This is a genomic window from Cardiobacterium sp. (assembly GCF_057314735.1).
In genome coordinates this window covers 111,850-125,960 of sequence record NZ_DBHKZK010000013.1, presented here as the reverse complement: position 1 = coordinate 125,960, position 14,111 = coordinate 111,850, and the positions used below count along the sequence as shown (strand labels likewise).

Annotated in this window: 14 protein-coding genes and 1 pseudogene; 7 read left to right on the top strand and 8 right to left on the bottom strand. The window is 62.7% G+C overall.

Annotation, left to right across the window (positions count from 1 at the left end; genetic code table 11):
* Nucleotides 1–20: 20 nt before the first annotated feature.
* From ACO54Z_RS01410 to fbp, 4 genes are all read right to left on the bottom strand, one after another.
* A complete protein-coding gene (locus ACO54Z_RS01410; RefSeq protein ID WP_485995404.1) occupies nucleotides 21–473 on the bottom strand; it encodes a DUF441 domain-containing protein in 453 nt (150 codons plus the stop codon).
* Nucleotides 474–478: 5 nt separating this feature from the next.
* A complete protein-coding gene (locus ACO54Z_RS01405; protein WP_485995403.1) occupies nucleotides 479–898 on the bottom strand; it encodes a GNAT family N-acetyltransferase in 420 nt (139 codons plus the stop codon).
* 215 nt (nucleotides 899–1,113) lie between these two features.
* Nucleotides 1,114–1,965: a C40 family peptidase gene (locus ACO54Z_RS01400; protein ID WP_485995402.1), complete on the bottom strand. Its 852-nt coding sequence runs from the start codon at nucleotides 1,963–1,965 to the stop codon at nucleotides 1,114–1,116.
* 394 nt (nucleotides 1,966–2,359) lie between these two features.
* Nucleotides 2,360–3,385: a class 1 fructose-bisphosphatase gene (fbp, locus tag ACO54Z_RS01395; RefSeq protein ID WP_485995401.1), complete on the bottom strand. Its 1,026-nt coding sequence runs from the start codon at nucleotides 3,383–3,385 to the stop codon at nucleotides 2,360–2,362.
* Nucleotides 3,386–3,493: 108 nt separating this feature from the next.
* Between fbp and ACO54Z_RS01390 the strand changes: the two genes are divergently transcribed.
* Both ACO54Z_RS01390 and ACO54Z_RS01385 read left to right on the top strand, forming a co-directional pair.
* Nucleotides 3,494–3,832 (top strand): zinc ribbon domain-containing protein YjdM, encoded by a 339-nt coding sequence (locus ACO54Z_RS01390; protein WP_485995400.1) that lies wholly within the window; start codon nucleotides 3,494–3,496, stop codon nucleotides 3,830–3,832.
* Between the two features lie 2 nt (nucleotides 3,833–3,834).
* Nucleotides 3,835–4,599: a YggS family pyridoxal phosphate-dependent enzyme gene (locus tag ACO54Z_RS01385; RefSeq protein ID WP_485995399.1), complete on the top strand. Its 765-nt coding sequence runs from the start codon at nucleotides 3,835–3,837 to the stop codon at nucleotides 4,597–4,599.
* A gap of 128 nt (nucleotides 4,600–4,727) precedes the next feature.
* Here ACO54Z_RS01385 and ACO54Z_RS01380 read toward each other — a convergent pair whose 3' ends face one another.
* On the bottom strand, nucleotides 4,728–5,684 hold the full coding sequence (locus ACO54Z_RS01380; RefSeq protein ID WP_485995398.1) for a transferrin-binding protein-like solute binding protein: 957 nt from the start codon (nucleotides 5,682–5,684) through the stop codon (nucleotides 4,728–4,730).
* Between the two features lie 333 nt (nucleotides 5,685–6,017).
* Between ACO54Z_RS01380 and ACO54Z_RS01375 the strand changes: the two are divergent.
* Nucleotides 6,018–6,416, top strand: a pseudogene (locus tag ACO54Z_RS01375) (alanine racemase); the annotation flags it as partial.
* A 179-nt stretch (nucleotides 6,417–6,595) separates the two neighbouring features.
* Here the strand turns inward: ACO54Z_RS01375 and prmB are convergent.
* The gene (prmB, locus tag ACO54Z_RS01370) at nucleotides 6,596–7,495 is read right to left on the bottom strand and encodes a 50S ribosomal protein L3 N(5)-glutamine methyltransferase (protein ID WP_485995397.1); all 900 of its coding nucleotides are present in this window, start codon (nucleotides 7,493–7,495) and stop codon (nucleotides 6,596–6,598) included.
* A gap of 55 nt (nucleotides 7,496–7,550) precedes the next feature.
* Here prmB and ACO54Z_RS01365 point away from each other — a divergent pair, with 55 nt between their 5' ends.
* The 4 genes from ACO54Z_RS01365 to nth are packed head-to-tail and all read left to right on the top strand — an operon-like array spanning nucleotide 7,551 to nucleotide 10,966.
* A complete protein-coding gene (locus ACO54Z_RS01365; protein WP_485995396.1) occupies nucleotides 7,551–8,636 on the top strand; it encodes an AI-2E family transporter in 1,086 nt (361 codons plus the stop codon).
* Complete coding sequence (locus tag ACO54Z_RS01360) at nucleotides 8,633–9,388, top strand: MlaA family lipoprotein (protein WP_485995395.1); 756 nt, start codon at nucleotides 8,633–8,635, stop codon at nucleotides 9,386–9,388. Before ACO54Z_RS01365 ends, ACO54Z_RS01360 begins: the two co-directional genes overlap by 4 nt.
* Nucleotides 9,372–10,316 carry a ribosome small subunit-dependent GTPase A gene (gene rsgA / locus ACO54Z_RS01355; RefSeq protein ID WP_485995394.1) on the top strand — a complete coding sequence of 315 codons (945 nt, stop codon included), beginning with the start codon at nucleotides 9,372–9,374 and terminating at the stop codon, nucleotides 10,314–10,316. The genes ACO54Z_RS01360 and rsgA overlap by 17 nt, the downstream gene beginning before the upstream one ends.
* A gap of 17 nt (nucleotides 10,317–10,333) precedes the next feature.
* Nucleotides 10,334–10,966: an endonuclease III gene (gene nth / locus ACO54Z_RS01350; RefSeq protein WP_298079964.1), complete on the top strand. Its 633-nt coding sequence runs from the start codon at nucleotides 10,334–10,336 to the stop codon at nucleotides 10,964–10,966.
* 33 nt (nucleotides 10,967–10,999) lie between these two features.
* Here the strand turns inward: nth and ACO54Z_RS01345 are convergent, their stop codons facing one another.
* Both ACO54Z_RS01345 and ACO54Z_RS01340 read right to left on the bottom strand, forming a co-directional pair.
* Complete coding sequence (locus ACO54Z_RS01345) at nucleotides 11,000–11,533, bottom strand: TIGR00645 family protein (RefSeq protein WP_298079963.1); 534 nt, start codon at nucleotides 11,531–11,533, stop codon at nucleotides 11,000–11,002.
* Nucleotides 11,534–11,630: 97 nt separating this feature from the next.
* Entirely contained in the window at nucleotides 11,631–13,901 is a 2,271-nt protein-coding gene (locus tag ACO54Z_RS01340) for a heavy metal translocating P-type ATPase (RefSeq protein WP_485995393.1), read from the bottom strand.
* Nucleotides 13,902–14,111: the final 210 nt, after the last annotated feature.

The window sequence follows — 14,111 nt, the reverse complement described above, 5'->3', positions numbered from 1 at the left end:
AGCGGCGTTTTTCTTGTGCCTCACTCGCCCTGTCCGAGAAAGAGCGAGAGGATTCCCGCAGCAATCAGCGGGCCGACCGGAATGCCCTTGAGGAAGGCGACGCCCAGCACCGTGCCGACGATGAGGCCGGGGACGACGCGCGGCTGGTTCATCATCAACGGCACGCCACGTCCGGCGAGCCAGGCGACAAGGACGCCGACGGCGATGGCAATCAGGTTTTTCCAGTCGAGGAAGTCGCCTGCGCCGAGGGTGATTTTGCCGCTGGCGAGCGGGGCGAGAACGCCGATGGTAAGCAGGATGATGCCGACGGTCAGCCCGTTTTTTTCCACCCACGGCAGGTAGCGCACGAGGAAGGTTTGCTGCATCAGTAGCAGTACCGCACCGGCGATGGTGACGGGCGCGTTGTGGCTGATGACGCCGAGGGCGGTGAAGACGAGGAGGACGAGGGCGGTGGTGTCGAGGTTGTGCAGCATGGGGGTTATTCCGTGGGAACGGCCTGCCAGCGCATGACGAGGGCGTCTTCGCGGCTGCCGTCCGGGTTGGGGTAGTAATCGCGGCGGCGGCCGCTGTCGCGGTAGCCGAGGCGATGGTAAAGCGCCTGCGCGGCGCGGTTGCCGACGCGGACTTCGAGGAAGGCGAGCGCCGGGCGCAGTGCGTCAAGCGCCGTCTGGTGCAGCGCGGTGGCGAGGCCGCGACGGCGGGCGGCGGGGCAGACGGCGAGCGCGAGCAGGGTCATTTCGTCCAGCACGGGTGCGCAGGCGATGAAGGCAAGCGGCGCGCCGGAGGCGTCAGCGGCGAGCCAGACGCGGTCGTCCGTGCCGGGCGGGCAGACGTTGCAGGCGACGGCAAGGGTTTGCAGGGCGGGCAGGTCGGCGGGCGTGGCGGGGCGGATGGTCATGGTTTTGGGGCGGTTGGATATTGAAGGCGGGTTGCTATCAGGGGCTGTAGGGTGGGGCTTGCCCCACCATAAAGCCTCATACTATAGCCATCCACCGGTAGGGTGGGGCTTGCCCCACCGTCAGGCAATGGCGGTTTGCGTCGTGCAGTCGCTGGCGCGGATGGTTTGCTGCCCCACCCCAGCCCTCCCCACAGGGGGAGGGTGCATATCGGCGGTTATTCAAAGACGTGAACAAACGGTGTTTTCGCGTCCCAGCGGTAGGCGCGCAGCCGGTATTTTTCGCCCATTGTCCGTTTGTAGCGGGCGATGGCTTCGCTCAGGTTTTCAACGACGACTTGCATTTGGTAGCCGCTGGCGTGGATGACGGTGTAGGCGTCGTTGGCAATCATGACGTGGCCAGGCAGGTAGAGCAGGTCGCCGCGCGTCAGCTCTTCGGGGTGGACGCGGGTGTGGTGCGCTTCCAGGTATTTTTCTTGCAGGTCGCTGTCGCGCGGGATGTTATACCCGGCGCGGCGGTAGCTCCATTGGGCGAGTGCCGAGCAGTCGAGGCCTGCGGTGCCACGTCCGCCCCAAACGTAGCTGCGTCCCAGGTGGCGGCGCGCGGCGGTGATGATGTCGCCGGGCAGGTCGGCGGGGGTGGCGTGGCGGCGGTGCAGCCAGCCGCCGTCGTGCAGTTGCAGGTAGTCGCCGTCTTCGGCGGTGACGGTCAGGCAGGCGTCGGGCGGCAGGGTGGCGCGGTAGGCGCTTTTCAGGTCGGGCGCGGCGGTGACGGGGGCGACGGCGAGGGTGATGTGCGTCCATGCCGGTTCGTCGTCGCGGTGTTCGGCGGCGGTTTCGGGAATCCAGCCGCTGTAGTGGTCGCGCAGGGATTGGGCGTGCAGCCAGCCGTCGCGCTGGTCGTAGATGCGCAGCGGTTCGCCGTAGGTGTATTGGCTGAGGCGGGCGCTCGCGGCGTCGGGCGCGGCGTGTACCCAGGTTTCGGGGAGGGTGATGCAGGCGTATCCATGTGGTTCGCCCGCCGGGTAGAGGCGGGCGTCGTGTTCGCTTTGGACTTCTATGTCGTACATACGGGTTCCTTTTTGCGGGAAAGGCGCAATTTTATAGCAATCCACGCAGCGTTCTGTACAAGGCGCGTCGTCGAAGGCAGTACGCTTTTGTACGGCGCGGGTTTCCCTAAAAAATGGCGAAGCCATTTTTTAGGGTGCCCGGTCAGTCGACGCAACACCGTACAGGGCGTTGCGTGGATTGCGATATCGGTTTTGGCGGGGTGGCCTACCCTTGCAGGGTGAAGGTTGGGTTTGGGGTTTTTGATGGTGGTTTGCCGAGCGGTTTTGTAGCGGCGGCATTACTGTAGGGTGGGTCTTGACCCACCATTGGCTTGACGGTGGGGCAAGCCCCACCCTACGGCGCTATTTACATACACCGGAGCGCTCAGGGTGTATGTAAGTGGGCGGATGGTGCTTACTGCGCGGGTTTGCGCTCCGGATCGGGGTTGTCGCGGATCATTTCCATGACTTTGCCGACCATGTTTTTGGATCCGACGTAGAGCGGCACGCGCTGGTGCAGCGAGGTCGGCTGGATGTCGAGGATGCGGCTGTAGCCGTTGGTGGCGCTGCCGCCTGCCTGTTCGGCGAGGAAGGCCATCGGGTTGGCTTCGTAGTTCAGGCGCAGTTTGCCGTTGGGGTAGCTGCTGCCCGACGGGTACATATAGATACCGCCCTTGAGCATATTGCGGTGGAAATCGGCGACGAGCGAGCCGATGTAGCGCGAGGTGTAGGGGCGCTTGGTGTCCTTGTCCAGCTCTTGGCAGTATTTGATGTATTTCTTCACACCGAGCGGGAATTTGAGGTACTGCCCTTCGTTGATGGAGTACATGGTGCCGTCGTCCGGGATGCGGATGTTTTCGTGCGAGAGGCAGAAGATGCCGAGCGAGGGGTCGTAGGTGAAGCCATTGACACCGTTGCCGGTGGTGTAAACGAGCATGGTCGAGGAACCATAGACGACGTAGCCCGCCGCCACCTGGCGGTTGCCCGGCTGCAGGAAGTCTTCGAGCGTAACCGGTGTGCCTATTGGTGTTACGCGGCGGTAGATGGAAAAAATCGTGCCGACGGCGACGTTTACGTCGATATTGGATGAGCCGTCGAGCGGGTCGGTGAGGACGATGTACTTGGCGTTGCGGTTTTTCTCGCTTTGGAAGGCGATGAAGTCTTCTTCTTCTTCCGAGGCAAAACCGGCGACGTTATCGCGCGCCAAAAAAGCCGCCTTGATTTTCTCGTGCGCGAAAATGTCGAGCTTCTTCTGCGCCTCGCCCTGCACGTTTTCCGAACCGGCCTCGCCGAGAATGTCGTTCACCAGCCCGGCGCGGTTAATATCGCGGTGCAGCACCTTTGCGGCGAGGCGGATGGCGGCGAGGATGCCGCTCAGTTCGCCCTTGGCCTGCGGGTATTCGGCCTGACGCATGACGATGAATTCACCCAAACTTTGCATAAAAACTCCCAAATTTTCACAAAAATCCACATACAGGCATTATAACGCGGCAACGCCAGCCGCGCCATTGCCGTAAAATGGGCGCGCATAACCAAACAGGAGAATCACATGAGCGAATTGCACTGCCCCCAATGCGGTTGCGACTACTGCTACCAAGACGGCGACTTGAACATCTGCCCCGAATGCGCCCATGAATGGCGCGACGGCGAAGCGGCCACGGGCGACGACACCCCGGCGGTGCTGGACGCCAACGGCGTGGCGCTGGCCGATGGCGACACCGTCGTCCTCATCAAGGCGCTCAAGCCGAAAGGCAGCAGCCAGCCCATCAAGCAGGGAACCAAAGTGAAAAACATCCGCCTCGTGCCGGGCGCCGACCACAACATCGACTGCAAAATCGAAGGCTTCGGCGGCATGATGCTCAAATCCGAATTCGTCAAAAAGGCCTGACCATGACCGCACCACTCTACCCACAGGCGACTACCGCCGCCGAAATCACCGCCAACCTCGCCAGCATCCAGGCGCGCATCCACGCCGCCTGTGCCGCCTGTGGCCGCGACCCGGCAGAGGTGCGGCTTTTGCCCGTCAGCAAAACCGTGCCCGCCGAACGCCTGCACTACGCCTATGAAGCAGGTATCCGCCTGCTCGGCGAAAACAAAGTGCAGGAGGCCTACGACAAATGGCAGGCGCTTACCGCGCTTGAAGGCTTGCAATGGGCGGTCATCGGCCACCTGCAAAGCAACAAAGTCAAATACGTCGCCCGCTTCGCCGCCGAATTTCAGGCGCTGGACAGCCTCGACATCGCCGCAGCGCTCGACCGCCGCCTGCAACAGGAAGGGCGCAGCCTCGACGTCTTCATCCAAATCAACACCTCGGACGAACCGCAAAAATACGGCATGGCACCGGACGCCGCCGAAGCCTTCATCCGCGCGCTGCCCGCCTACAGCGCACTGCGCCCGCGCGGCCTGATGACGCTGGCGCTGTTCAGCGACGACCACGAAGCGGTGCGCCGCTGCTTCATCCGCCTGCGCGAACTGCGCGACCGCCTGCAACAACAAAACCCCGCCGTTGCCGAACTCTCCATGGGAATGTCCGGCGACTTTGAACTGGCCATCGCCGAAGGCGCGACCACCGTGCGCGTCGGCCAGGCTATCTTTGGCGCGCGCCGCACCCCGGATAGCGAATACTGGCCGGGACTCGCGCCGGAAAACCGTTAATGCACATCTTCGGCCGCCAAGCGGGATAAAACCTGGGCCCGCCAAGCGGCGTAGCTACTGGCTCCGTCAAGAGAAACATTAAAAAAGCCCCTGCGGGCAGGGGCTTTTTGGACAGGCCGAGGCATAAATTATTGTTTTTTGCCGCCAAAGCCGCCCCATACGGTGCTGCCGTCCTGGTCGATGTGGCTGTAAGAGCCGAAGATTTCTTCAGCCAACGGCCCGGCAAAATTACCGCCAATGACGGTTTTTTTCTCGTCGGCACCGAGGAAGCCGTTGCCGTTGATGTGGGCGTCGGTGATGCTGCCGCTGTGTGACGGGGTTTTGACGCTAAGGTCGAGGGTACCCTTGGCGAAGTCGGCGCGGGCACTCATCGTGCCGGTCTCGGTGCGCAGGTACTGTTCGTCCTTGTTGTGGAAGTTCAGGATGCTGTCGCCGCTGTAAGTGGCGCTGCCGCCGCCCGGCATTTGTGTGGTTTCGTTGCCGCGCGCGAAAAACAGGCGTTCATCATTCTGGTCAAAATTAAAGTTGCCGAACTGGATGTAGCGGTAGCTGTTGTCGCTGACCTGGAAGCTGTTGTAGGACAGGTCTTCTTTGCCGTTGATGTTGTTGAAGATGAGCAGGCCACCTTTGTGCTCGCTGGCTGCGAAGGTGGGCAGTTTGATCTGGCCAACGCTGAGGTTGCTTTGGTCACGGATATTGCGGGCAACGGGGGTGCTCAGAATCCCGGTCGTCAAGGTGTAGGTAGCGCCAGTCAGTTCGCCGCTACGGGGAGTGATGGTCAGCGCGCTGTTGTTGGGCTGGTTGTTTTGATTGTTATTGCCGGGTTGCTGCGGATTTTGGCTGCTGTTATCCGGCTGTTGCGGATGCGGATTTTGCTGGGTATTGCCTGCCTGCTGCGTATTGCCACCGGGCTGCTGGGGGGCGTTACCCGTCTGCTGCGTAGACGGATTGCTGCTGCGGGCGGTCTGGCTGCCATTTATATCGGCAGGCGGCAGGACGGCGCCATCGCTATTGCCACCATTGCTGCCACCACAAGCGCTGAGCAGGGCGAGGGTAAGTGCGCTGAGGACGAAATGCTTTTTCATGATTTTCCTAAGGTTCTGAAATAAAAGGGCGAGCATTATAAGGGGGAAGAGATGGGCTTTGCTGCTTTTTTAACGGGATACCCATGCAGGCTTGCGATAACAGCCCCGTTACAATAACGTTTCTGTTACTGACACATTCCGTGACACAACAATCTTCTCTGGCAGCAGCCTGCCCCTATCTCAAAGACAAAGGAACCCTATGACCCACACCCTCGACTACGCCGCCCGCAACCCGCTGCCGTGCCGACCGTCCTTTTCTCCAACACCCCGCACTACGACACGATCCACGGCGGCGCCATTCCCGCCGACTGGTTTGCGGGTTATCTCGCCGACCTCGACCGCCGCCTGCAACAAGAAGGGCGCAGCCTTGACGTCTTCATCCAAATCAACACCTCGGACGAACCGCAAAAATACGGGATGACGCCGGACGCTGCCGACGCCTTCATCCGCGCCTTGCCCGCCTACAGCGCGCTGCGCCCGCGCGGCCTGATGACGCTGGCGCTCTTTAGCGACGACCACGAAGCGGTGCGCCGCTGCTTCGTCCGTCTGCGCGAACTGCGCGACCGCCTGCGTGAGACGAACCCCGCCATCGCCGAGCTGTCGATGGGCATGTCGGGCGACTTCGAGCTCGCCATTGCTGAAGGCGCGACCACGGTGCGCGTCGGCCAGGCCATCTTCGGCGCGCGCAAAACCCCGGACAGCGAATACTGGCCGGGGCTGGCGCCGGGCTGATTGCAAGCAAAAACGCCGCGGTAAGCGGCGTTTTTTGTGCGCGGGCGACCAGATTGACGGTCTCGTACCAAGAGCGCTGTTCATGGGCGGTGGGGTAAGCCCCACCCTACGCGCGCTGGTACGAAACACAAAAAACGCCGCATATTGCGGCGTTTTTGCTTGCGGCGGGATGGCCGGCCTCACACCACCCCCGCTTCGCGCCAGGCGAGCAGTTCATCAGCCGTGATGATGCAGACGCCTTCGCCGCCGCGTTCAAATTCGACCCAGTCAAAGCCCGCATCGGGGTAGGCGTCTTCCAGTTGCGGCCAGCTCATCCCCACTTCCAGCACCAGCAGGCCGCGTTCGGTGAGGTAATCGGGCGCCTCGCGCAGCAGGCGGCGGGTGAAGTCAAGGCCGTCTGCGCCGGATACCAGCGCTTGTCGCGGTTCGTGGCGGTATTCGGCGGCGATGTCGTCCATTTCTGCCGCCTCAACGTAGGGCGGGTTGCAGATGATCCAGTCAAACTGCCCGCTGACGGCGGCGAGGCCGTCGCCCTGGCAGATTGCCACACTGTCCGCCATGCGGAAGCGGGCAAGGTTGATGCGGGCGACGTCGAGCGCGTCCGGGTCGAGGTCGGCGAGGACGATTTCCGCTTGCGGTTGTTGCAGTTGGGCGAGGATGCCGAGACAACCGCTGCCGCAGCAGAGGTCAAGGATGCGCTCCGGTGCTTCGTCTTGCGGCCACCACGGCGCGAGGTCGCGTGCAATGAGTTCGGCGATGGGCGAGCGCGGGATGAGCGCGCGTTCGTCGATGTAGAAGTCGTAGCCGCCGTAGTGGGTGCGGCGGGTGAGGTAGGGTACGGGGACGCGCTCGTTGATGCGCCGCGTGAGCGCGGTTTGCAGCGCGGTGGTTTCGTCTTCGGTAAGGTGGGCGGCGAAGTAGGCGGGGCTCAGGTCGTAGGGCAGGTTGAGCAGGCCGAGGACGAGGGCGGCGGCTTCGTCGAGGGCGTTGTCGGTACCGTGGCCGTAGTAAAGGTCGACAGCGGCGAGGCGGCTCGCGCTGTAGCGTATCCAGTCAAGCAGGGTCGTCAAGGTGTGCATGGGGTTTTCCGGGCTGTTAGAATGTGCGCCGTTTTCACGGCTTTGTGGCTTTTTAATGAGAAATTCCAACACGTTATTCTGGCTGGCGCTTCTGTTGTTTGCCGGTTTTTTATTCTACTTGCTCACCCCCGTCCTCACACCTTTTTTGTTGGCGACGCTGCTCGCCTATCTCGGCGACCCGCTGGTGGATCGCCTGCAACGCTGGCGGATGTCGCGCACCTTTGCCGTGGCCACGGTCTTCTCCGGCATTATCCTGCTGTTTTCTTTTGTGGTTTTGGTGATTATTCCGGCGATTGGCGGGCAAATTGACCGCGTCGTCGGCAAGCTGCCCAATTATGGCCAGTGGCTGCGCGACACGGTGCTGCCGCAGCTCGCCGCGCTGTTTGACATCACCCCCGGTGCCTTCAACATGGACGACATCATCGCCACCGTCCGCGACAATCTCGGCTCGTCGGCGACGCTGGTGAAAACGGTGCTGGCGAAGGTGACGGGCTCGGCGAACTGGATTATTTCCTTCGTCGGCTATCTGGTGCTGGTGCCGGTGATTACGTTTTATATGCTGCGCGACTGGAACGCGATGGTGGCGAAGACCGCCGAACTCATCCCGCGCCGCGCGCTCGGCACGGTGACGCAACTGGTGCGCCGCTCCGACGAAGTGCTCGGCGGCTTTTTGCGCGGGCAACTGCTGGTGATGACCGCGCTCGGCATCATCTACGCCATCGGCCTGACCGCGCTGGGGCTGGACATGGCGATTGCCATCGGCCTCTTCGCCGGGCTGGTCAGCTTCGTGCCGTATCTCGGCCTCATCGTCGGCATCCTGCTCGCCGGTGGCATGGCACTGTTGCAATACCATGATTTTGCGCATCTTTTTGGCGTGGTCGTCGTCTTTGCCATCGCGCAGGGCATCGAAGGCATGGTGCTGACGCCGAAATTCGTCGGCGACCGCATCGGCCTGCACCCGGTGGCAGTGCTGTTCGCCGTCCTCGCCGGTGGCCAACTCTTCGGCTTCGTCGGCATCCTCCTCGCCCTGCCCGCCGCCGCCGTCATCAACGTTTTCCTCGGCCATCTCAAACAACACTACCTGCAAAGCGGCGTCTATGGCGACACCGACTCCCCTTCAACGGAAGAAAACCCATCATGAAAAAACAACTCCTTGCCCTCGCCACCGCCGCCAGTCTGCTCACCGCGTGCAGCAGCGCCATCGACGAACGCGGCTACACCTACGACCCGTGGGAGCCGTTCAACCGCAAAGTGTTCGCCTTCAACGACACCGTTGATACCTACCTGTTGAAACCCATCGCCACCGGCTACGACACCATCACCCCCGGCCCGGTCAAAAAAGGCATCAGCAACTTCTTCGGCAACCTCGGCGACGTCGGCTCGCTGGCGAACAGCCTGCTCCAGCTCAAATTCCGCCAGTCGCTGCAAATACTCGCCCGCGTCATCGACAACACCGTTTACGGCCTCGGCGGCCTGATAGACGTCGCCACGCCGATGGGCAACCCGAAAATCAACGAAGACTTCGGCACCACCCTCGCCCACTACGGCGTCAACAGCGGCCCCTTCCTCATGCTGCCGCTGTTCGGCCCCTCCACCGTGCGCGACGGCTTTGGCCGCATCGTCGATACCGCGACCACGCCGCAGCGCCTCACCTACCACAACAAGGCGGGCTACTGGACACTGACCGCCATCAACGGCATCCAGACCCGCGCGCAACTGCTGCCGCTGGAAAAAGTCGCGGGCGAACAACCGACCGACAAATACACCCTGGTGCGCGACACCTGGCTGCAATACCGCTTCGGCCAAATCACCGGCGAACAGCGCAGCGCGGGCGCTCAAAAAGAACTCGACGACATCTTTGAACAAGAGCAAGGCGTTGGGCAAACTCAATAACCAGCAGCGGCGCCGCATCCACAACAACCGTGCGGACAAACTGGCGGCGCACGACGCCGCCGACACCGCCACCGTCGTCAGCCACCTCGGCTACCAGCTCATCCTCGAACACCACGGCCAGCTCCTTGCCGCCGACTGGCGCAAACACAGCGGCGACATCGCCTGCAACGACCGCGTTCTCATCCACCGCACAGACGACAGCCACGCCGTGGTTGAAGCCATCCTGCCGCGCCGCAACGCGCTCGCCAAATGGCAGGGACGCAAAGCAAAAACCGTTGCCGCCAACCTTGACCAACTGCTCATCACCATTGCCGCCGAACCCGTCTGGCAAGAAAACCTGATTGACCGCCACCTCATCGCCGCGCACCACGCGGGCATCCCCGCCGCTATCCTGCACAACAAAGCCGACCTGCTCGACGCCGACGGCCTCGCCTTGTTAGAAGAACGCCTTGCCCCCTACCGCGCGCTGAACATCCCGGTGTACAGCGCCAGCCTGCAAGAAGACGGCGTACCGCCCGCACTCGCCGCGTGGCTGCAAGACAAACAAACCATCCTCTGCGGCCAGTCCGGCGTCGGCAAATCCAGCCTCATCCGCAGCCTCAAACCCGACGCCGACATCTGGATACAGGCCATATCAGAAGCGACCGGCCACGGCCGCCACACCACCACCAACCTGCGCCGCTACCCGCTTAACGACACGACCGCGCTGATAGACACCCCCGGCGTGCGCGGCTACGCGCTCGAACACCTTGACCGCGCGCAAATCATCAACGCCTGCCCGGATATCGCCCCGCACGCCGGACAATGCCGCTTCGCCGACTGCGACCACCAGACCGCGCCGGACTGCGCTGTCCTCGCCGCGCTGGCACGCGGCGACATCGCCCCCGCCCGCTACCACAACCTGCTGCAACTGCTGGAAAATCCCTGAGGCAAATGCTGTAGATCATGACCCCCGCCACCATTGCCGAATGCTTCCGCCGCTTCCGCGACGCCAACCCGCAGCCGACCACCGAACTCGAATACGGCAGCACCTTTGAACTACTCGTCGCCGTCATCCTCTCGGCGCAGGCGACCGACAAGGGCGTGAACAAGGCGACGCGCCGCCTTTTCCCCGTCGCCAATACCCCCGCCGCCATCCTTGCCCTCGGCGAAGACGGGCTGAAGGAATACATCAAAACCATCGGCCTCTACAACAACAAGGCGGCGAACATCCTCAAAACCTGCCAAATCCTCATTGACGAACACGGCGGCGACGTTCCCGCCGACCGCGCCGCACTGGAGCGCCTCCCCGGCGTGGGGCGCAAAACCGCCAACGTTATCTTGAATACCGCCTTTCACCAGCCGGTGATGGCGGTTGATACCCACATCTTCCGCGTCGCCAACCGCACCGGCATCGCGCCGGGCAAAACCGTGCTTGCCGTCGAAAAAGGCCTGATGGCACGGGTGCCGCCCGAATACCTGCTCGACGCGCACCACTGGCTCATCCTGCACGGGCGCTACACCTGCATCGCACGCAAACCGCGCTGCGGTTCCTGCCTCATCTCCGACCTCTGCGACAACCCGCAGTTTGACGAATAGCGACCGCTTCGCCGCAACGACGGCGCAGTTGCGTCAATGCTCTTGGTGCGAGGTGCTGTAAAGGATGCGGTCGGTCAGCGCCATTGCCAGCGCGGAGGCGAGGAAGCCGAGATGCAGCAGCAGTTGCCACATCATCACCTTTTCCGGCAGTTGCGCGGCGTTGATGAAGGTTTGCAGCATATGGATGGAGGAGATGCTGATAATCGCCATTGACAGTTTGACTTTCAGCACCGAGGCATTGACGTGGTTCAGCCATTCCGGCTGGTCGGGGTGGTCTTCGGTGTTGAGCTTGGAGACGAAGGTTTCGTAACCGCCGATGATGACCATCAGCAGCAGGTTGGCAATCATCACCACGTCAATCAGGTTCAGCACGGCGAGCATGATGGCGCTGTCGGCGAGGGTGTCCATTTCGGTGAGCAGGTGCCACAGCCCTTTCATGAATTTGTAGGCGTAGATGAGCTGGACGACGATGAGGCCGAGGTAAATCGGCAGTTGCAGCCAGCGGCTGGCAAAGATGATGTTGGCAATGGCGTTGCGCGGGCGGGAATAGGGCGGGGGATTGGTCATGGGTTTGATATTCCGGGGAAAAAAGGGCGCGTAAGTTAGCGGTTTTCGCGGGCGGGCGCAATGAGGCAATGCAGGTCGGGCGTATGCCCGACATTTGTTATTCAATCTTCGCCCGTTTCAGCCGTAGCGCGTTGCCGAGAACGGAGATGGAGCTCATCGCCATTGCCGCGCCTGCGATTATCGGGTTGAGGTAGCCTGCGGCTGCGAGCGGGATGCCCAATATGTTGTAGATGAAGGCGAAGAAGAGATTTTGCCGGATGTTTTTCAGGGTGGCGCGGCTGATGAGCAGCGCATCGACCAGTTGGCTGACGCTGTGCTGCATCAGGGTGGCGGAGGCGGTGTGTTCGGCGACGTCCGCGCCGTCTTTCATGGCAAAGCTGACGTTGGCGGCGGCGAGTGCGGGCGCGTCGTTGATGCCGTCGCCGACCATCGCCACCACTTTGCCCGCCGCTTTAAGCGCGTCTATGGCGGCGGCCTTGTCGCGCGGGCTCATGTTGCCGCGTGCGTCGTCAATGCCCAGTTGTTGCGCAATCCAGGCGACGGTGCCGGGGTGGTCGCCGCTCATGATGTGTGCGCTGATGCCACGGGCGTGCAGGCGCTCAATGGCGGCGCGGCTGTCCGGCTTCAAAGCGTCGGCGAGGGCGAAGGCGCCGAGCGGGCGGTCGTCCACGGCGACGGCGACGATGCTGGCTATGTTCCAGACGTCGCCGAGGTTTTCCGGGAGCGCGAGGCCGCAGTAGTCGGGTTTGCCGACTTTGACGGTGCCGACGCCTGCGATGTCCGCACGGATGCCGGCGCCGCTGTCGGTTTTGGCGTTGGCGGTTTCCGGCAGGGCGATGCCACGAGCCAGGGCGGCTGCGACAATGGCGCGGGCGAGCGGGTGGGTGGCGTTTTGTTCGACGGCGGCGGCGAGGCGGTAGAGTTCGTCGGTTTTTTCTGAATTATCAGTGTTGTTTTGGCTGGTAGTGTCATCAATGAGGGAAGCATTTACTGCGGTAGCTTGCGACGTGCGCTCACCCCCACCCCGCCCCTCCCCCGCTGCGGGCTGCGCCCTGCGGGGGAGGGAGTCATTTTCCACCAGCCACACCGCCGCGATTTCCGGGCGGCCTTCAGTCAGCGTGCCGGTTTTGTCGAGGACGACGGTATCCACCCGCGCCGCTTCTTCCATCGCTGCCGCGTCCTTGTACCAGATGCCGTGCTGTACCGCCTTGCCCATACCGACCATGATGGCGGCGGGGGTGGCCAGTCCCAGCGCGCAGGGGCAGGCGATGACCAGCACGGCGACGGCGTGCATCAGCGCGGTGGTCCAGTCGCCTTTGACCGCCCAGGTGAGGGCGAAGGTGGCGGCGGCAATGGCGACCACCGTCGGCACGAAGATGGCGGCGGCGTGGTCGGCGATGCGCGCAATCGGCGCTTTGCTGCCTTGTGCTTCGGAGAGCGCCGCCATCATGTCGCCGAGCAGGGTTTCTTTGCCGAGCTGTTCGGCGCGATAGACGAGGCTGCCGTCGCTGACCAGCGCGCCCGCGAGCACGCGACTGCCGGGTTCTTTCGCCTCTGGCCGTGATTCACCGGTCAGGTGGCTTTCGTCCGCCCAGCCGCTGCCGCTCTCAACGATGCCGTCGGCGGCGATGCGTTCGCCGGGATTGGCGCGCAGCAGGTCGCCGATTTGTACTTGATCCAGCGGCACGGTTTGCCAAGCGCCGTCGCGCTGCACACTCACCTGGCGCGGCGTCAGTTTGAGCAAGAGGCCGAGGCTGTTCAGGCTGGTTTTTTTGCTGCGGTGCTCAAGGTATTTGCCGAGCGAGACGAAGCCGATGACCATTACCCCCGCTTCAAAGTAGATGTGGCCGTGGCCGTGCGGCGCGCTCATCATGTAGAGCGAGTAGAGGTAGATGGCGCTGGTGCCGAGGGCAACGAGCACGTCCATGTTGGCCAGCCCGCCCTTGATGCTCGCCCAGGCGCTTTGGTAGAAGGGGATGGCGAGCCAGAGCTGGACGATGCTGGCGAGCGCGAGTTGCGCCAGCGGTGGCAGCATCCAGTCGTGGCGACCAATCATCATGCCGACCATGCCGACGAGAAACGGCAGGTTGATGGCGAGCAGCAGCCACAGCCGCCAGCCGGGATGCGCCGGTTCGTCGGCGGGCGTGGTGTCGGCGGGCAGGCTGGCGCTGTAACCGGTTTTGGCGATGAGGGCAACGAGCGCCGCCGGGTCGGTCTGGCTGTCGTCGTAGGTGATTTGTGCCTCTTCGCTGGCGAAATTGACGCTGGCGGCGGCGATGAAGGGTTTTTTGTTGAGGACTTTTTCGATGCGGCTGGCGCAGGCCTGGCAGGTCATGCCGTCGATGTGGTAGCGGATTTTTTGCTGCATGGGGATTTGGGTAGTGCTGGAAATACCCCTCCCCCGGTGGGGGAGGGGGAAGGCATCCATGAAAAAGCAAGGCTTTTTTTATGGATGCCGGGGATGGGGTTACTGGCGGTGCGCTCCGTGTTTGGCTGGTGCTTTGTTACATATATGCCAATGGGTAGGTGCGATTTCCGCACGAACATCGAGGAATGCGGACAAACCCCACCCCCATCC